The sequence below is a fragment of the Enterococcus sp. HY326 genome (assembly GCF_026157065.1).
Lineage (GTDB): Bacteria > Bacillota > Bacilli > Lactobacillales > Enterococcaceae > HY326.
The window spans coordinates 686,727-706,037 of the sequence record NZ_JANLGQ010000001.1; the positions used below are offsets into that span (position 1 = coordinate 686,727).

A 19,311-nucleotide genomic window follows, 5' to 3' on the forward strand; every position below is an offset into this window, starting at 1 on the left:
CAGACGATGATTGAAATTAAACCTCTGACAAAAGAAAACGCCAAGGAACTGGAAGTTATCAGCCGCGAGACTTATTTTGATACCTTCGCTAATGACAACACCAAAGAAAATATGGATGCATACTTAGACGAAGCCTACAATCTTGAAAAGCTTGAGAGAGAGCTTGCTAATCCCCTCTCAGAATTTTATTTTATCTTTAGCGACGATGTTTTAGCCGGCTATTTAAAATTAAATTACGGTCCCGCTCAAACGGAACCTGTTGATGCTGAAGGCCTTGAGATTGAACGGATTTATGTCCGTAAACAATTTAAACGCCAAGGGCTAGGTAATCGCTTGTTCCAAAAAGCTTTGCAACGGGCAGATGAGTTGCAAAAGCAATCGATTTGGCTAGGAGTTTGGGAATACAATCAGCCGGCTTTAGCCTTTTATAAAAAAATTGGCTTTCAGCGGGTCGGCCAACATGATTTTGTCATGGGGGACGATGTGCAGACCGATTATTTGATGCAAAAACAATTGACATCAGAGGCCTGATCTATGAGTACAGAAGCAGAAGTTATCGATTACATTTTTCAGCGTTATCAGATTCAACCGGACCGGCCCTTTGCTAAAAACAATAGCAGCGTCTTTCGTCATCGCCGCAATCAAAAGTGGTTTGCGTTGCTGATGAGCGTCACGGGAGACAAGCTGGACTTGCCCACTAATGATGAGTTGACCATCTTAAATTTAAAAATCGAACCAGAATTAGGCAGTATTTTACAGGAGCAGGCTGGTTTTTTCCCAGCCTATCATATGAATAAAAGCCACTGGATTACCGTTGATTTACGGCAATTTGCCGATTTTTCTGAACTGGCTGGCTTGATTGATGCCAGCTATTCTTTGACTTTGACGTAATATTTGAAGGGTGTGAGATGATGATTATCAGACTAAAACGAGGTAACTGCTTGATATAGCTCATGATAGCGACTATCTCAAGCTTGTTTTCTGCTATCACGGGCGGTATCAATTTCTCAAGTACTAAAATTTTAAGGAGAATGTTTATGCCCACAACAATCAATCCGGCCTGGCTAAAAGCTCAGGCCCAACAAAAAAATTTCAGCGGCTGGGATTTTTCAGCCATTGAAGCCGAGTACACACAAGAAGCGAACCCTTGGAATTACCAAGAAATTGTTCGAAAATTTTTACAGCCAGACTGCCAGCTTTTGGACATGGGAACAGGCGGTGGCGAGCTTTTAAAAAGCTTTAATCACCCACTAAAGAATACGGCGGTGACGGAGGGCTGGCCGAAGAATTATCGGCTGCTTTTAGAAAATTTAACCCCTCAGGGTGTCGCTGTTGAATTTGTAAAAGAGGATGACAAATTAAACTTTCCTGATCAGCATTTTGATTTGGTGATTAATTCCCATGAGTCTTTTGATTTGAAAGAAGTCAAGCGGGTCTTAAAACCCGGTGGAATTTTTATTTCGCAGCAGGTCGGCGATTTAAATGGCTTGACCCTTACTTCCCGGTTGATTCCTAATTTTCAAAAAAAGCAATTTGACTGGCATTTGGCAACCATCAAAGAACAGCTTAAAGGCGAAAATTTTCAATTGCTTTTTGCTGATGAAGCCTATCCATGGCAAAAATTTTATACGCTGGAGGCCCTCATCTATTACGCATTGACTATTTCTTGGGAGTTTCCGAATTTTTCGGTGGAAAATAATTTACAGGAGCTGCTTTATTTAGAAGAAGAGTTAAATCAAAAAGGATTTATCGCTAACCTAGAACATCGCTTTATCTTTGTTGCCGTCAAACCAAAAGAATAAGAGCAAAAGAAAACTGCAGATGCAACCACTCCATTACTTGGGGCTGGCTGCTCTGCAGTTTTCTTTATTCAGCTAAAATTGCTTGCGCCACTAAACGGGTGTATTCAACTGCACCAGCTGCGTTAGGGTGCACGTTGTCATTAAAAAACCATTCAGGATGGTCGGTGCTATAAGTGTGCCAATCAATTAGGGTCAAGTTGTCATACTTTGCATCCATGGCTGTTAACATATCATTGACTTGCGTTTCCCAGCGACGGGTTGGCAGATGCAAGTTAATCCAATAGACTTGCCGTTCTCCTAGAACTGTCATGATTTCAGCAAATTGTTCTTCGGTGAAGGGCCCATTTGTACCTAAGCTCATAATCACCGTATCCGCCAGTTCACCTTTGTCAGCCATCCCACTCAAGGCCTCGGAACTATTGTATAATTGCCGACCAACTTCGCCATCAATCACAATTTGCGGAAAGACACTTTGAAAATCCGTTACCATATCCAATACAATCGAATCACCAAATGCTGAAATCGGCAAAGCCTGCGCAGCTGTAATTTGCGCTTCTGATAGGCCATAAGGATTGGCCTCAGTCGGAATTTCTGATTGAGCTGTTGAATCCGTTGAGCTGTCAGTCGAACTAGTCGTGCCATCTTTTGTTGCTTCAGCAAGACGGCTGTTTTCCGTTAAATGAGCTTCAAACTCATCCTGCTCTGCATTCGCGGCGTCAGTCGGTGCAATCAGCAATCCGAATACCGTGATAGCCAGCAACAGAATACTGCTACTGTAAAATAAAGTTTGTTTGACACTTTTGCGACTTTTTAAAAAATTAGCCATTTGCTGCTTCAAATGTCCATAATCGAGCTTTCTAAAAGGTGTTTCAATAAAGCGATAGGACAATTCGCTGACAAGTAAAATCAGCACAATTTCAATGATAATGTGCAGCCACAATAAATTATTTACATTGGTGATTTTCGCTTCATAAAAAATCATCACTGGATATTGATACAGATAAATTCCATAACTCCTTTTTCCCAACCAATTAAAAATTGGGTTGGTCAACCAACGATTCCATGAGGAACCAGGATGAGCCGTCACGGCAACTAAGATGGCACAGAAAATACTGTAGAGATACATCCCACCCCAATAGACAAAATTGGATTGGTCGTCTAATTTTACTAAGCCAATCAATAAAATAATCAGTGAGATTAGCCCGATAACATTTAAATTCCAAGTTGCTTTACGGGAAATATTTTTCTTCAAGCGACGGCTTGGCCAGACAAATGACAAGGCACTCCCAATCAAAACCGAAAACAAACGGGTATCTGTTCCATAGTAGACTCGGGTTGGATCACCGCCGGGAGTATATAAAATAACCATCAACAAGGCTGAGAAGATGCTCGCTCCCATTAAAATATAAAATATGCGGCCACGGCTTTTAATAAACTTCAGCATCAACAAGACGACAATCGGCCAAATTAAATAATTTTGTCCCTCAACGGCTAAAGACCAGATATGCGTAAAGGGGGACTCATTCGCAAAGCGATCAAAATAAGAAAAACCCCGAGAAATCTGCCACCAGTTATTGACATATAGCAAACTGCTGACCACAATCTGACGAATATTTTCTAAAAGATTTTGCTGAAATAAAGTAATATATGTAATGGCCGTCAAAAACATGCCCACCATCGCAGGATACAGACGTTTCATCCGCCGTTTATAAAAGGCCCAGATGTCAATTTTTTTATTGTCATCAAATTCCTGTAGCAATAAATCAGTAATGAGATACCCTGAGACCACAAAAAAAATGGGGACCCCTAGATAGCCTCCCGCCAAACTCGTCGGCAGCAGGTGATACAGGATGACTCCAATAACGGCAATTGAACGGATGCCGTCAAAACCGGTAATATAGCGTTTCTCTCTCTTCATTCGACCCCAACCAAATCCTTTTGTAATATAATCTTAAGAGTACGACCTTTTAATATGAAAAGCAAGAAAAAGTTATTAAGTATTTAGGAAGACTTTAATAATTTAAAGTTATCTCTTTTTACTCAATTATTAACGCTGATTGTAGCTAATATTTTTGCTTTGGGATAAAAAAGTTTTCTTTTCTAATTTCAGTAGCTAGAAATTAATTTTTGAAGTGCTTAATAAGTTGCTAGCAGCTAAAAATTGGAAAATCCTTTCAGTTAACTTCCCTATTTTACTTAATAGTACCTAGATTGTTCATTCTTTTTTTGCTTATCAGTTAACAACTACATGTTTCCTAAGCAAATTGAATTAAAAAAGTATCTGATCCTTTGAGTTTCAGATCAGATACTTCCATTTAATTGGTCATTTTACATCGCCGGATACAAAGCGTCAATCTGAGCAATTTGATCATCCGTGAAGGTGATTCCTTCTGCTTCAAACAGTTCGATGATTTCATCTTTGGTGTAATAATCTTGGGCGCCTTCAATGCTGGTTAAAAGCTCATTGAACTCATCTTCGCTCAATTGATAAGTGGTACCTTCTGTTAACATGGTGTCCAGTTGATCTTCCGTCACTACTTGATCACCAGAAGGCACAGTCACAGTTTCATCACTTGAAGTCGGAGCAAGATTACCGGAAAAGCCCATAGTCATCGTGCCGTCAGCATCGTCATTGGTCATTGTGCAGGAAAATTCTGCACTATTATTGCTTGTGTCCAAAGTGACCATCAATTCAAAATCAGTAATGTCGGCAGAATCAAATTCTCCTAGCTCTTCGATGTCTTCATCAGTGCCGTTTTCCTGCACATACTCATAATAGCCTTCAATTTCCTCAAGGGTATAGGTATGAGAAATTTTATCGCCGTCTTGTTCAAAAGTGCTTTCGTCTAAGGTGCGAGTGTATTCAGCAAGGTAGGTCGTTTGTGCTGAATCATCAACCTCTAGTAAATCAGTCAAATCGCTCGTACTAAATGTATCGCCGAAATCATCTGGATCAGCTTCGACATATTTGCCGCTTAACTGATCGGTCATTGAAGAAAAATCAACACCGGTATCATAAAGAGAACTCATCAGCGTCAAGATTTGAACATAGGCGTCACCAGAAATATAGGTCTGCTCGCCAGCCATAATCATTTCAAATGGAAACTCATTGTCCATGAAATTCAAGTTGAAATTGTACTCAACTGCTTCATTTTCTTGGTCAATTAAAACATTGCCACCAATGCCCATTCCTTGAATACTGGTCATCAGCGAATCAAAAATGCCGCTAAAATCATACTCGTCGCTGCTGCTGGTTGTGCCGCCATCCATGGTCAGCTCATCGACAGTCAATGAAAAATCAATCGCATTGTACTGACTAAAGTCATTGACCTCATCCCAAGTGTCAGCAAAATCATCCCGTGCCGAACTACCGCAACCGCCTAAAATAAACATCCCTGTAACTAGTAAACCACCCAAAACTTTTTTCATTTTCCCACTTCCTTTTTATTTTCATTTCCTCATAAGTGTAACATTCTAGCTTATGTTTCGCTCGCCTTTTTTGCAAAATCCTCCAAAAAAATAAGGGAATCAGCTCAGCGCCAATTCCCTTTTCTTATTATTCAACTTATTGTAAACTTTCCTCATAAAAATGACCGAGAATTTTTACATTATCTGAAATACTGACAAAGGCTTGCGGGTCGGCTTTTTTCATCGCTGTTTCCAAAAGAGGCAGCTCAAAGCGTGTCACAATCGTTAGTAAAACCGTTTGTTTATCGTGTTTAAAGGCACCTTCTGCTTCGTGGATAATGGTAATCCCTCTGCGCATATTCCCTTGAATATTTTCAATCACTTCATCTGGGCATTTGGTGACAATCATCACCTGCATTTTCTTTTGCTTAGTGAACACAGCATCTGTTACTTTGCCGCTGACAAAAATCGACAAGGCGCTATAAAACATATACTGCCAGCCAAATAGCACACCCGCCAACAAAATAATCACAGCATTGAAATAAATAGAAATCGAGCCGATTGTGCGACCGGTTTTTTTACGTATCGTAATACTGATAATGTCCAGACCACCGGAGGACAACCCATTTTTCAAGGCAAAGCCAACGCCAAAGCCCATAATACCGCCGCCGAAAATCGCACAGATAATCGGATCGGTGGTTAGTTCCGTCTGGGGAATAATTTGAATAAACAAAGACGCTAAGGTCACAGTGATAATCGTAAAAATAGTAAACTTTTTCCCAATTTTACGCCAAGCAACCAAAAACAAAGGAATATTTAGCAGGTACAACGTGACTGAAACCGGCAAGCCAAACCCAATACTATCTTTTGACAGTGTGGTAATCACTTGGGCCAGTCCGGTAATCCCGCTGGAATAAATATGACCTGGTTGATAGAAAAAATTAATGGCAATAGAGGACAACAGTGCATAGACAATTGCTACCGATAGTTTGGCGGTAAAATCATTATAGAGCCAACTATCAACTATTTTTTTCATTGAAAAAGCCTCGCTTTGTTTTAATCAGTTACAGTATACCCTTTTTATAACAAAGAAAAAAGAACAACCGGTTAAAGTTGTTCTAATTTTTCCTAATGATTCCCTTAAGAAAACCTTTCATTTCTGCAAGTTTCTGAAAAAACAGCTTAAGGTCACTGTATTTTATTCTTCAATCGCCGTCACGTCAATATTTAATTCAAATAATTGTAAAGGTGAAACCAAGCTTGGAGCTTCCGTCATCACGTCGGCTGCTTTTCCGTTTTTAGGGAAGGCAATCACTTCACGGATATTATCTTCACCAGCTAAAAGCATCACTAAGCGGTCTAAACCTAAGGCAATACCACCATGTGGTGGGAAGCCGTATTCTAAAGCATCCAATAAGAAACCAAATTGTTCCACTGCACTTTCTTTAGTGAAGCCTAATGTTTCAAACATTTTTTCTTGTAATTCTCTCGTATGAATCCGCAATGAACCGCCGCCTAATTCATAACCGTTTAAGACAATATCATAGGCTTCTGCGTAGACCTTCGCTGGATCGGTTGCCAAGAGCGGAATATCACTTTCTTTTGGCAGGGTGAAGGGATGGTGAGCCGAAACATAGCGTTTCGCTTCTTCATCATATTCAAACAATGGCCAGTCAACAATCCACAAGAAATTAAATTTGCTTTCATCAATCAAGCCTGACTCTTTCCCCATACGGCTACGGATAGCGCCAAGGGCCGCAGCTACGACTGAAAATTTGTCTGCACCAAACATCAGTAAGTCACCAACTTCAGCGTTAGCGGCTGCGATAATTTTTTCAGCAGCGTCTCCCATAAATTTAGCGATTGGTCCTTTTAGCCCGTCAGCTTCAACCTTCAGCCAAGCTAAGCCTTTTGCACCAAATTGACCAACATAAGTGCCTAAGTTGTCCATGTCTTTACGGGAATATTTTTCGGCAGCACCTTTAGCATTTAAAACTTTGACGACGCCGCCATTTTCTAAAGCACTTTGGAACACTTTAAACTCCACATCTTTGACAACTTCGCTTAAATCAACCAGCTCCATTGCAAAACGAGTATCCGGCTTATCACTGCCGTAACGGTTCATCGCTTCGTCCCAGCTCATCCGAGGGAACGGCAACGTAACCTCAAGACCTTTTGTTTCCTTCATTACTTGGGCAATCATGCCTTCGGTTAAAGTTTGAATTTCCTCTGGCGTTAAGAAAGTCGTCTCTAAGTCAATTTGAGTAAATTCCGGCTGACGGTCTCCCCGTAAATCTTCATCCCGGAAACAACGTACGATTTGATAGTAGCGGTCAAAGCCTGCCCCCATCAACAACTGCTTTAAAATTTGCGGTGATTGAGGTAGCGCATAGAAATGACCGGCATGGACCCGTGAAGGTACCAAATAATCCCGAGCGCCTTCTGGTGTTGATTTTGCTAAGTAAGGCGTTTCAATATCTAGAAAATCATGGTTATCTAAAAAGTGGCGGGCTGCTTTAGTCACTTGGTGGCGCAATTTAAAATTATTGGTCATTTTTGGTCGACGCAAGTCTAAGTAACGATATTTCAAGCGAGTTTCGTCGTTGACATTTTGATCGTCTTCAATCACAAATGGCGGTGTCTTCGCCGTATTCAAAATTGTAATTTGGTCAATCATGACTTCAAATTGACCGGTTTTCATTTTAGGATTGATGGCTTCTGGCGCCCGGTTAATTACTTCGCCGGTCACTTCAATCACATATTCGCTGCGGCAAGAATCCGCAATCTGCCATGCTTCTTTGGATAATTCTGGATTGAACACCACTTGGACGATTCCTTCTCTGTCCCGTAAGTCAATAAAAATCACGCCGCCTAAATCCCGGCGCTTTTGTACCCAACCTTTTAAGGTAATTCTTTTGCCTAGTTGATCTTCGGAAACTAGACCGCAATACACTGTTCGTTCTGCCATTTTATTTTTTGCTCCTTTTTTAATAGATAAATTTTAAGTTGATTTTCATTCCTACAGGCTCAATTATTTGAGAATTGGGCCAAGTTGGAACATTTAGATAGAAATTGAGTCAAACTGGAATATCTTCTAATTGCATCAGACCTAAGCTAGTCTGACAAAATTTTTCATAAATTTTAGTCAAACATTTTGGTCGTCATCTCATCATAAATTTCTGGGAAATCTTCGTAAACTTCCTCTAAACGAAATTCTTGTTCTTTACTGGTGGCCATGGACTTAACCTTCACTACCCCCTTAAGCAATTCTTCTTCGCCAATGGTCAGAACTAATTTAGCGCCGAGTTTATCGGCGGATTTGAACTGAGCTTTTGGTTTGCGGTGCATAAAATCACGATCCGCCGAAAAACCAAAATTGCGGACAGCCTGTACCAATTTCAGCGCTTCAAGATTAGTGCCATCATCAATCGCCACAACGTAAGCATCTAATTCATTGATTGCCGGAATCACAATTTCCTCCATCGCTAAGGTCATCAAGACCCGCTCAATTCCCATCGCAAAACCAAAGCCGGGAGTTTCTGGACCGCCCAATTCTTCCACCAAGCCATCATAACGGCCGCCGGCACAAATTGTCGATTGGGCCCCCATGCCTTTGGCGTCACTCATGATTTCAAAAATCGTATCCGTGTAATAATCCAAGCCCCGCACCATATTGCTGTCAATCTCATATGGAATTTCTAATGCGTCCAGCATCTTTAAGACATCGTCAAAATGTTTTTGTGAAGCTGGTGTTAAAAATTCTAAAATCGAAGGAGCTTCAGCAACAAACTGCTTGTCCTTCGGGTCTTTACTATCCAAGACCCGCAGCGGATTTTCGTGTAGGCGCCGTTTCGAGTCTGCGCTTAGCTCTTCTAAATGTGGTTCTAAATAGTCAATCAGCGCTTGGCGATAATTTTTGCGGGTTTCTTTGTCCCCAAGGGAATTGATGACCAGCCGAATTTGCTGAATACCCAATTGTTTGAAGAAATCCAAGGCCATCGCCATCGTTTCAACATCTGTCGCCGGATTGCTAGAGCCAAACGCTTCAACGCCGATTTGATGAAATTGCCGCAGGCGGCCTTTTTGTGGACGCTCATAGCGAAACATCGGCCCCGTATAAAAAACTTTATAGGGCTTTGCGTATTCTGGTCCAAATAATTTATTTTCAACGAAGGCCCGGACAATCGGCGCCGTATTTTCCGGACGGAGGGTGACATGGCGATCGCCTTTGTCATAGAAGTCATACATTTCCTTTGAGACGATATCCGTGGTATCCCCAACGCTGCGGGAAATTGTTTCAAAATGCTCAAAAATCGGCGTGCGGATTTCTTGAAATTGATAATCTCTAAAAATTAAACGGGCGGTTTCTTCGACAAACTGCCACTTTTCTGATTCTCCCGGCAAAATGTCGGCGGTGCCTTTAGGGCGTTGGTAATTCATGTGATTCGCTCCTTGTTAAATGGATTTAAAATTCCTTGCGGCAGTCTGCGGCAATAAAAAAAGTCCCTGTTCATTAACTGAACAAGGACGAATGATTGTCATACGCGGTACCACCTAAATTTGAAAGATTGCTCTTTCCTCAACCGATTAACGCTCGCACACGGAACAGCTTTTCCTCTGTTCTTCTAAGAAATGTCTTTCTTCTGTCTCAAGTAAACTGCTTGCAGCCACGGCAGTTCTCTCTGGAAAATTGAAAACAAAATACTCGTTCCCTCATGGAATTTTAAGATATTACACATAAAATACTAGAGAAACTAGCGAAAGTCAAGCTGAAACCATGATAATTTTCAAATTTTTTCATGACTTATTTTCTTTTCGACCCAACAGCAGTTCTTTTTATTACCCCTTTTGACAAACTTAGGCTACACTGAAAGCAACTATTAAGGAGGGATTTCCCTATGGAAGAAAAACGCTTTGGTCATTCACAAGTCTATGCTTATGAACTAGGATTAGGCACTAACGCTGTCGGCGGCCACAATTTATTTCCCAATTTAGATGACGAAACCGGTAAAAAAATTGTTCGGGCTGCTCTAGACAGCGGCATCAATTTATTAGATACTGCTTACGCTTACGGACTAGGCCGTTCAGAGGAATTAATCGGTGAAGTCTTAAAGGATTACGACCGGGCAAGAGTGGTGGTTGCTACCAAGGCTGCCCATGATAAAGACGGCTCCTTTAACAACACACCGGAATTTTTAACCAATGCTGTTGAAGAATCTTTAAAGCGGCTGCAAACTGATTACCTAGATATTTTTTATATTCATTTTCCTGATGAAACAACACCAAAAGCCGAAGCAGTCGGCGCTTTACATGAATTAAAATTGGCCGGCAAAATTCGTGCTGTCGGCGTCTCTAATTTTTCCCTCGACCAATTAAAAGATGCCAATCAACATGGTCATATTGATGTTGTCGAAGAAAATTATTCCCTCTTACATCGGGAGGCGGAAAAAGATTTATTCCCATATTTGAAGCAACAAGGCATCAGCTTTGTCCCTTATTTCCCATTGTCCTCTGGTTTGTTAACTGGCAAATACGCCTTAGATACTAAATTTGCCGCTGATGACCGTCGCTTGAAAAATCCTAATTTCCAAGGGGAACGTTACAAAGAGATTGTTCGAACAGTAGATAGCTTAAAATCTCTGGCAAAAGCTAACGATGCGACGATTGCTCAATTGCTTTTAGCTTGGTATATGAAAAATCCAAATGTGACCGTCGTCATTCCAGGGGCTAAACAACCTGAACAAGTTTTAGATAACGCCAAAGCAATGGATGTCCGTTTATCCAATGATGATTATGCTTTGATTGACCAAGCCTTTAAGTTTTAAAAGGCTTTAACGCAAAAATGAGCCAAACTAATCAGATTCTATCGTCTCATATACATGAGATGAATACATTTTAAAAGATTAGTTTGGCTTTTTTATTTTCGGAATTTTTGAATGGGTTTTAATTTTTTAGCTATCGTAGTCGGGCTAGATTTTTAACTGCATAACGGCGGTGGAACGCAAATTTCCTAGCTGATCAGTCCAGTTGTCGGTTTTTTTTTCGGTGATAACAAAGCCCAGCTTTTCGTACAAACCGATTGCTTTGAGATTATCAGCTGCTACTTGAATTTCCAGCAATTTCAAGGCTGGATTAGTTTGAATCAAGGCCAGCCCTTTTAAAAGTGCAGCTTTACCGTAGCCTTTTCCCTGACTTGCATAATCGCCGATTTTTATTCCGAAGGTGGCGGAGTTATCGCTGACTTGGCGATAGTGAAATTCGCCAATCGGTCGCTGAGCTTCGTCTAAAATAATTAAAAAATCAGAAAAATCAACGGCTTGATGTTTAGCAATTGAAGTCCACACTTCTGCCTCACTGGCCTGCAAACCATTGGGAAAACCAACTGCTGTCATCACACGACTGTCTGCCCACCATTTTCTAATTAATTTGATATCCGAGGCTCTAACAGCCCGCAAACTTGCTTCTTTTATTTGTGTCATCGTACTTCACCTACCTGCATTAAGCATACCAAAAAAATCGTGACTGGGCAGCGGTAAACAGAGTTAATTTTCCAGTTCACTTAATAATGACGTATGTTATAATTAAAAAAACGAAGGAAGTGCGAGGTGACCTGATGATTGCATCCACGAATGATCGAATTACTATTACTACCAATTTTTTAAGCTCGCTTTTAATCTTGCTTATTACAATTTTCACCAATCAGATTGCCATTGGTTTGGCTCTGGCCCTTTTTGCTCGGCCCATTTTGAAAAGAATTTCTTCTGCGCTTCATCAGCACAGAAGCGACAGCCTTCAAAATTAACTTTAGATTAAGCTCAAACACCCCGCCAGCTTCAAAATGCTGGCGGGGTGTTTGTTTTAACAATAATTGGTGCACGCTAAATTTTTTGAAAAAACATCGCCCTTTGCAAGTGCCCTACGTCAAAAGCTACGAAGCTTTGCACAGCTTATTTTGAAGCATTAGCTAGTAAAACAAAAACCAGGCTAACTCTCTCGCAATTTGATTAGCAACTGTATTTAGTCCTCTTTTTCAGCAAAAAAATCCTTTGCGACAGTTAGAGCATTCATCACCTTGGGGAAACCGACATAAGGCAGACATTGGACAAAAGTTTCAATGATTTCGGCCTTTGATAAGCCGACATTCAAGGCCCCTTGCATGTGAATTTTCAACTGGGGTGCTGTATCTCCTTGAGTTAACAGCGTTGTCAACACAATCAGTTCCCGCTGTTTCAAATCTAAGGTCTCATCTGCTTTCATTTGGCCAAAGGTCAGCTTGATGTAATCATCCATAACTGGGGAAATATCCTTAAGGCTTTGCGTTACCATCTCACTAGCCGCTTGACCGATAATTTCTTCCCGGGCTTTTAAACCACTTGCGTATTTAACCATCTGTAAATCTCCTCCATTCGCTATTGGTAACGATACCCCCAAGCCAATTTGATAGCAAATTAAACGTCTTTGGTAACTTGAAACAGATTTTTTATGATAAAACGGCGAGTCGACTCACTTTAAAAATTTTTAACTAAAGAAAACTGTCACACTGAAGACCACTCTCTATTGAAACTTTCAAAAAAACTTATCCAATACCTTTATGAAGAATTTTTCATCTTAAAATGATTGCTTCTTTTGGCAACTGTCGGTAATCTTAGGGTAAGAAAAACCTGTGAGGAGGAAGCCGATGGAAAAGCCAGTCATTTTATTGGTCGAAGATGAAGAAAGTTTGGCCAGCTTTATTCAAGAAGAACTGCAATTTGAAGATTATCAAGTGATTTATGCCAAGGACGGAGCAGAAGCCTTGGATTTATTTGCCGCCCATGAGCAGGAAATTGATTTAATTTTACTGGATTGGATGCTACCAAAGGTTGATGGATTAACAGTTGGCCGGCGGATTCGACGCCATAGTTTTGTGCCGATTATCATGATGACCGCCCGTGATCAGATTTCTGATAAGGTCTCCGGCTTGGACGCCGGAGCCGATGATTACATCACCAAGCCCTTTGAAATTGAAGAATTATTGGCCCGCATTCGGGTGATTTTACGAAGAGAAGAGCGCATCACCCAATTGAAGGAAACCGGACTGACCTATCAGTATGCTGATTTATTTTTAGATGTCGCCAAACGGCAGGTGCTCAGGGAGCAGACGGAAATTTTTCTAACTAAAAAAGAATTTGACTTGCTTTATGAATTAATCAAACGGCCAGAAGAGGTCATCAGTCGTGATGATTTATTGAATACAGTCTGGGGCTACGATTATTTTGGGCAAACCAACACAGTAGATGTTTATGTAAGGGCCTTGCGAAACAAGCTGGATGAAGATGGTCGCCCCCGCTTAATTCAAACGGTCAGAGGCGTCGGCTATGTCTTGAGGCAGGAAAATGAGTAGCCTGAAGCGGTGGTATCAGAAAAATCAAAATACCCTGCAATTTAAATTGGTCACCCGTTTTACCGCCATCACCCTCTCTGTTATTTTTTTATTGGGGGCGAGTTTTCTTTTAGCCACTGGTTATCGGTTATATGAATCAACGGAACAGGAAACCGCCGCTATTGAAGATGCCTTGTCGCAAGTCGACACTCAGACCAATGACGAGTGGCGAGAAACTCTGCGGCTGTATATTGCGGCTGATGATCCCCGCTATTTTATCCGCGTGGCCCTCAGTGATGGCAATTCAGTTTATTCCAGCGATGCCTACTCGCTATTTTCTCAATTTGGAGAACTAGGCCAGCTCTTCTTTTTACAGGATATTTTATGGGAGGACAGCACGCCTTATTATTTCAACCAATTCACCGTTGACGGGACGAGCGTCGCTATTCTCACCGACATGGAGGATAATTTTGAAATTTTGGTGACCTTAGCCCAGTGGATTTTTATTCTCTCTGGTTTGATTTTGATTTTTGGGATTTTCTTTATCCTGCGTTTTTCAAAAAAAATCAGCACTCCTTTATTAAAAATGAATCAAGAAATTAATGAAATTGCGCCGGAAATCACGGAGCAGACACCCTTAAGCGAGCCAACTAGTCCCAAAGAGGTGCAGAATTTAGCGAAGTCCTTTAATCATTTACTCACCCGTCAGCAGGAGGCAATGTTACGGGAGCAGCAATTTATTACCGATGCTTCCCATGAATTAAAAACGCCTCTAGCAGCTATCCGCGGTCATGTCGGCTTGATTCGCCGTCGCGGCAATGAGCACCCGGAAATTATTCCTAAATCCTTGAATTTTATCGACAAGGAATCCAAACGAATGGAAATTCTGACTCAACAGTTGCTGTTGTTAGGCAGAGAAAAAAATGTCAACCATTATACGGCAGTTGATTTAACCGATTTAATCGAACAAATTTTGGAGGAGTTGGCCACTGAAATCTCTCAGGACGTGACTTTTTCCTTGGCTCCCCATGTGATTTTAGACGGGGACAAGCAGCAGTTTTATCAAATTTTCCGCAATTTGATTGAGAATGCCGTCAAGTACACTCCCGCAAATCAAAAAATCATAATTCATTTGGAACCGATTGGCCCGACTGTTCAATTTAGCGTCAGCAATACCGGTGTAACGATTTCTGATAGCAATAAGAAGAAAATTTTTGAACGCTTCTATCGGGTGGATGAATCCCGTTCCAGTGAAATCGCCGGCAGCGGCATTGGCCTCTCCATCGTCAAACAATTAGTTGAGCTTTATCAAGGAGAAATTGCCGTTTTAGATTATCAAGATAACGGCGTCACCTTCCAAGTGACCCTGCCGAAAATTTAAACTAAGCCACTCTTAATAAGCTGTCAAATCCTGTTCAAGATTTGACAGCTTATTTGCTGGATTTACTTAAATCAAAATGAAGAATTCTTCATTTTGTCTTCATAGTCTTTTGGTTTGGAAAAAACTCTTTTTCGTTATACTAGGTTTATAGAAAAGAGCACGAGAATTTAAGGGGGAGTTTTAAAATGAAAAAAATAATGTTTACAGGGGTTAGCGGGTTAGCACTTTTATTTTTAGGGGCTTGTTCCCCAAATCAGGCTCAATTAAATCAGCCTGGGCCGGCAAACAATACCAATAATGCTCAGCAGACAGCACCAGCTAGTCCAGCAGCACCTGAGGCTAGCAGTTCAGCTGAAGTCGCCGAACAAACCACACCTAGTGTCGATACAACGACTAGTCCATCAGTTCGCAGCGGCAGCTCTGCCGATGTCAGCACCGCCACAATCACACTTTCAGTCAGTGATGCAATCGGCATTTTTCAAGACCAATATGCCAGTACAGATATCACTGAGTTGAAGCTTAAAACGCATCATGGCGTATATTATTATGAAGTTGAAGGCATGGATGACGATGTGGAGTACGACATCTGGATTTCAGCAACAGACGGCAGCTTATCCAATCAAAAACAAAAGAATCTAGATGCCGATGAACGAGGCGGCATTGAACGCCGTCAAAGTGCTTTGAATCTGGACAATTTAAAAAATCTTGAAGAGATCAGCAGCATCGCTGAAGGCGAAATCAACAGCGGCTCCGCTTATGAATGGCAGCTTGAGCGGGAATTAAACACGACTTATTGGGAGGTTCACGTAAAAACCTCCGGCCGTCACGCCGAAGTCTTAGTGGACGCTCAATCTGGTCAAGTATTAGAAGTGGATTATGATTAAAACATTTGGGAACAGCTAGTTTGAACTGGCTGTTCTTTTTATTTCCAGCATAAAACTCGTTTTCTGGCAAAAAATCATCTAAAATAGAAGTATCATGAAGAACTTTTCATTTTCGTTTCACGTCGCTTAAGTTTTTTTCTCGTCAGCGCCGGCTATACTATATATATCAACTAGAATAAATCTTGGAGGAATTTCACATGAAAAAAATCACTTTATTTTTAACGGCGGCAGGCCTTTTGACTTTGGCTGGCTGCTCAGCCAATCAAACAAATTTAGATAGCACAGGAACTAACAGCAATACTAACACCTCTTCACAGTCAGCTACCACTAGCAATTCCAGCAGTGCTAGCGGAACTACTGCCAGTGGCACTACTAATCTTGAGGGCGTAACGATTAGCCTTGAAGAAGCGATTCAAGCGTATCAAGAGCTACATCCAGATACTGATATTACCAATATTGAATTGGATACAACTTTAGGCAGTTATTACTACACTGTTGAAGGTGTTGATGACACCAACGAATACGATGTTAAAATTTCAGCCACAGATGGCACCGTAGCGGAAGATAGAACCGAAACCCTTGATCGTGATGAACAAAACGGCGTTGCCCGTGAAGAAGCCCTGAACTTGGACAACTTATTGCCAATTTCTGCCATCAGTGACACCGCCTTAGCGGAAGCCGGCAGCGGCACCATCACCGAATGGAATTTAGAAAAAGAATTGAGCACCACTTATTGGGAAGTAACCGTGGAAATCAACAATCGGGAAACATCCGTTTCAATTGATGCCCAAACCGGCGATGTTTTAGAAGTCGATGTAGACGATTAATAAAAAAACCTAGCTGCTGTTTTATAGTCAAAGAATTTTTAGAATTCAATGACCGAAAACTTTCAGCTAGGTTTTTTTTATTGATTTTTTTCCTGTAAATAAGGAATATCCTTCGGCAAGACTAAGCGGCTCTTTTCAATTAATTGCCGCAGGTCATTGAGATTTTTGAAGGAAGGAATATCTTCAATCACAAATAATTTTTCCGCCGGCACATCTGGCATCGTATAATTTGCCACATAAATTTCATAATTGGCAAGCTTAGTCTCCGCCAAGCCATAATGGGAAACATCCTGTAGATTTAAATTGATTTTATCTCCGTAAGAGCGGGCTAACATTGACCCCACTGCATTAACATGGTCCACACCCAAGTCACTAAAGACGCCGACTTGAACTTGGTGCCGTAGCTGATCCATTTTATTAGCTAAATCCTGCCAATAAACCATCATCCCACACAGCATATCATCGTAATACACCGAATACCAAGGAACTTTCGTTTTAGCTTCTAACTCCTGCAGGGCTTTTGCGACAATTTTACTGAAGACGACCAAGTGCTGCTGGACAATGTAGCTGCTGAACCAGCGGCGGTTATAAATAATGTAACGCTTGTAGGGATAAATTTTATATTTGCCATAGGTCCGCAGAAATAGTCGCAGAATTTTTTGATGGCTCTCTTGATCGAGGCTAACCCCCAGAGCATCCACCACCGTTTTAATAAAGGTTTCCCCTTGTTCCGTAATCCGGACTTCTTCTTGAGGATTATCCCAAGCAAATTCCCACCAGTAAATAGTCGATGAAAAATCATCGTACCAATTATCCGGCAAATGCACCTTCAATGGCTCAACAATGCGTTCAATATCCAAACGGTATTGCTGCAATTTAGTCTGCACTTCTTCACGATTATTCATAACTCGGGCATCTTGGTTGACCAGATTGCCTTGGCGCTCACGAATGATGGTGACCGCAATTCCAAAGGCAAAGTCCACCAGCTGTAAATCATTAAAGCCTAAATTGAAATCTTGATTCAAGCGATTGACTAAATCAAAAACCAGCTGCCGGTCTATAGGAAATGGCCAGCCGTGAATCCCATAGGCCTCCAAAAAATACCCGCGGAAAAAGGTGCGGATTTTTCGCTCATCGTTTCCTTCAATCCGAAACGGCGTCCGATTAAGCTGCATCTCCCGCTTGTTCAACGAGCCCTCCAGCTTAATGGCGAGACGATAGAGACTGGAGTTACTGAGATAAAATTTATTTTCCCAATATTCTCCATTTTCGTAAGGATTGAAGAAAATCGCTTCCAATAATGCAAAAGCGTTAGACTCCCGTAAGATTTCGGTATAGATATCGTGAATGGAATGATTTTGGGTCTCCAAAAGGCGAATACTGTTATTATTTTGATATTCAAATGAGATAATCTCAGGCCAGCGATCTTCAATATACTGGACATCCGTCAAAATGGTTTTTTTAGAGGCATCCAATTTCTCTGCCAATTCGTCCAATGAAATCCAGTTGGTTGTTAAATGCAATGAATTCAGTAAATTAATCCGGCGATGCATTGCTGTCGGCAAGACATTTTCCATGTTACGTCCTCCTTAATTTTTCTTTCTCTATTAGTATAACAGATGAGACCGATTTTTTTCGTCAAGAAGGCCTATTCTGATTTGAAATTTTTGGCGAAAAATAAAGTGATTCTTTTCCTTATTTTTAATAAATCAACTAGCAGTCACAGATAATTAATAACAGACTTCAAAAAAACTTCTACTTCACAGAGAAAACCATTATTTTCATGAAGGAAAGTAACTAGTAAAGTGCATAAAATAAAAAAACAGCTCCCACAAGCAAATAAAAAAAGAATTGCTTTTATTTAACAGGACTTCTGCAAAATTTTCAAAAATAAATAAATTTATGCAGGCCGTTTTCCGCAAAATCTTGAAAACAATTCTAAGCAAACACCGAAAAAATTATTTTTCCCTCGTGTCAATAATGATTGTAACAGGCCCATCATTGGTCAGGCTGACCTGCATATCAGCCCCAAATTCACCGGTTGCCACTGGAATGCCAAGCTCCCGCAGTCCCTGATTGAACGCTTCGTATAGCGGAATCGCCAGCTCTGGTCGGGCCGCTTTAACAAAGCTAGGCCGGTTGCCTTTTTTGGTATCTCCATACAACGTAAATTGCGAAATATTCAAGACAGCTCCGCCAATATCTTGAATGCTGAGATTTAACTTGCCCTGCTCATCAGAAAAAATTCGCAATTGGCTTATTTTTCTTAAAAGATAGCCCACATCCTCCTGCGTATCCTCTTCATGAATTCCCAATAAAACTAGCAACCCTTGCTGAATTTCCCCAACTGTCTGCTGCTGGATTTCCACTTTGGCCTGACTGACTCTTTGAATTACTGCCTTCATCTTTTCACCTGCTTTTTTATTTTTTCCTAATAAAAAAGCTGCGACATAAGTTAAAACAGACGTGAAATATGCGAACCCACAGCTTTAAAGGCTGGCTACTATCAGACATTTGTGTTTGAGTCCCTAATCAAAGATAGGAGCTCAACCACATTTAGCATTAAGACTCAAGCGGCCTTTAATAGCTATCATAAAGTTTGCAAATTTCGACTGTTAAATTCTTATGCCACAGCTTGTTGCGTTAT

General features: G+C 41.0%; 18 protein-coding genes and 1 other annotated feature. Of the genes, 8 read left to right on the forward strand and 10 right to left on the reverse strand.

The genetic code is table 11. The features are described 5' to 3' along the window. The first annotated feature begins 6 nt into the window (after positions 1-6). From ORH16_RS03330 to ORH16_RS03340, 3 genes are all read left to right on the forward strand, one after another. Positions 7-531 (forward strand): GNAT family N-acetyltransferase, encoded by a 525-nt coding sequence (locus ORH16_RS03330; RefSeq protein WP_265456212.1) that lies wholly within the window; start codon positions 7-9, stop codon positions 529-531. A gap of 3 nt (positions 532-534) precedes the next feature. Further along, positions 535-891 carry an MmcQ/YjbR family DNA-binding protein gene (locus ORH16_RS03335; protein ID WP_265456213.1) on the forward strand — a complete coding sequence of 119 codons (357 nt, stop codon included), beginning with the start codon at positions 535-537 and terminating at the stop codon, positions 889-891. A 146-nt stretch (positions 892-1,037) separates the two neighbouring features. Beyond that, the gene (locus tag ORH16_RS03340) at positions 1,038-1,802 is read left to right on the forward strand and encodes a class I SAM-dependent methyltransferase (protein WP_265456215.1); all 765 of its coding nucleotides are present in this window, start codon (positions 1,038-1,040) and stop codon (positions 1,800-1,802) included. Positions 1,803-1,866: 64 nt separating this feature from the next. Here the strand turns inward: ORH16_RS03340 and ORH16_RS03345 are convergent, their stop codons facing one another. From ORH16_RS03345 to hisS, 5 genes are all read right to left on the reverse strand, one after another. Further along, positions 1,867-3,720 carry an acyltransferase family protein gene (locus ORH16_RS03345; protein ID WP_265456216.1) on the reverse strand — a complete coding sequence of 618 codons (1,854 nt, stop codon included), beginning with the start codon at positions 3,718-3,720 and terminating at the stop codon, positions 1,867-1,869. A 410-nt stretch (positions 3,721-4,130) separates the two neighbouring features. Continuing rightward, positions 4,131-5,231: a hypothetical protein gene (locus ORH16_RS03350; RefSeq protein ID WP_265456217.1), complete on the reverse strand. Its 1,101-nt coding sequence runs from the start codon at positions 5,229-5,231 to the stop codon at positions 4,131-4,133. A 136-nt stretch (positions 5,232-5,367) separates the two neighbouring features. Continuing rightward, positions 5,368-6,246, reverse strand: a complete 879-nt coding sequence (locus tag ORH16_RS03355) for a YitT family protein (RefSeq protein ID WP_265456219.1) — start codon at positions 6,244-6,246, stop codon at positions 5,368-5,370. Positions 6,247-6,408: 162 nt separating this feature from the next. Then, positions 6,409-8,178 carry an aspartate--tRNA ligase gene (gene aspS / locus ORH16_RS03360; RefSeq protein ID WP_265456221.1) on the reverse strand — a complete coding sequence of 590 codons (1,770 nt, stop codon included), beginning with the start codon at positions 8,176-8,178 and terminating at the stop codon, positions 6,409-6,411. 173 nt (positions 8,179-8,351) lie between these two features. Further along, positions 8,352-9,650, reverse strand: coding sequence for a histidine--tRNA ligase (hisS, locus tag ORH16_RS03365; protein WP_265456223.1), 1,299 nt, complete (start codon positions 9,648-9,650; stop codon positions 8,352-8,354). Between the two features lie 80 nt (positions 9,651-9,730). Continuing rightward, positions 9,731-9,936: a binding site (T-box leader), on the reverse strand. Positions 9,937-10,108: 172 nt separating this feature from the next. On the opposite strand from hisS, the gene ORH16_RS03370 reads away from it, so the two are divergent. After that, a complete protein-coding gene (locus ORH16_RS03370) occupies positions 10,109-11,035 on the forward strand; it encodes an aldo/keto reductase (RefSeq protein ID WP_265456224.1) in 927 nt (308 codons plus the stop codon). Between the two features lie 144 nt (positions 11,036-11,179). Here ORH16_RS03370 and ORH16_RS03375 read toward each other — a convergent pair whose 3' ends face one another. The 3 genes from ORH16_RS03375 to ORH16_RS03385 form a co-directional block, all read right to left on the reverse strand. Next, positions 11,180-11,689: a GNAT family N-acetyltransferase gene (locus tag ORH16_RS03375; protein WP_265456225.1), complete on the reverse strand. Its 510-nt coding sequence runs from the start codon at positions 11,687-11,689 to the stop codon at positions 11,180-11,182. 191 nt (positions 11,690-11,880) lie between these two features. Further along, complete coding sequence (locus tag ORH16_RS03380; protein ID WP_265456226.1) at positions 11,881-12,075, reverse strand: hypothetical protein; 195 nt, start codon at positions 12,073-12,075, stop codon at positions 11,881-11,883. 152 nt (positions 12,076-12,227) lie between these two features. Continuing rightward, positions 12,228-12,599, reverse strand: a complete 372-nt coding sequence (locus tag ORH16_RS03385; protein ID WP_265456228.1) for a carboxymuconolactone decarboxylase family protein — start codon at positions 12,597-12,599, stop codon at positions 12,228-12,230. 289 nt (positions 12,600-12,888) lie between these two features. On the opposite strand from ORH16_RS03385, the gene ORH16_RS03390 reads away from it, so the two are divergent. The 4 genes from ORH16_RS03390 to ORH16_RS03405 all read left to right on the forward strand — a co-directional run bounded on the left by ORH16_RS03390 (position 12,889) and on the right by ORH16_RS03405 (position 16,664). Further along, a complete protein-coding gene (locus tag ORH16_RS03390) occupies positions 12,889-13,593 on the forward strand; it encodes a response regulator transcription factor (protein ID WP_265456230.1) in 705 nt (234 codons plus the stop codon). Then, the gene (locus ORH16_RS03395) at positions 13,586-14,953 is read left to right on the forward strand and encodes a sensor histidine kinase (RefSeq protein ID WP_265456232.1); all 1,368 of its coding nucleotides are present in this window, start codon (positions 13,586-13,588) and stop codon (positions 14,951-14,953) included. The genes ORH16_RS03390 and ORH16_RS03395 overlap by 8 nt, the downstream gene beginning before the upstream one ends. A 185-nt stretch (positions 14,954-15,138) precedes the next feature. After that, positions 15,139-15,837 (forward strand): PepSY domain-containing protein, encoded by a 699-nt coding sequence (locus tag ORH16_RS03400; protein ID WP_265456233.1) that lies wholly within the window; start codon positions 15,139-15,141, stop codon positions 15,835-15,837. Between the two features lie 197 nt (positions 15,838-16,034). Further along, positions 16,035-16,664 (forward strand): PepSY domain-containing protein, encoded by a 630-nt coding sequence (locus tag ORH16_RS03405; RefSeq protein ID WP_265456235.1) that lies wholly within the window; start codon positions 16,035-16,037, stop codon positions 16,662-16,664. A gap of 77 nt (positions 16,665-16,741) precedes the next feature. On the opposite strand, the gene ORH16_RS03410 is transcribed toward ORH16_RS03405, so the two are convergent. After that, on the reverse strand, positions 16,742-18,241 hold the full coding sequence (locus ORH16_RS03410; protein WP_265456237.1) for a helix-turn-helix domain-containing protein: 1,500 nt from the start codon (positions 18,239-18,241) through the stop codon (positions 16,742-16,744). A gap of 381 nt (positions 18,242-18,622) precedes the next feature. After that, positions 18,623-19,069: a D-aminoacyl-tRNA deacylase gene (dtd, locus tag ORH16_RS03415; RefSeq protein ID WP_265456239.1), complete on the reverse strand. Its 447-nt coding sequence runs from the start codon at positions 19,067-19,069 to the stop codon at positions 18,623-18,625. Positions 19,070-19,311: the final 242 nt, after the last annotated feature.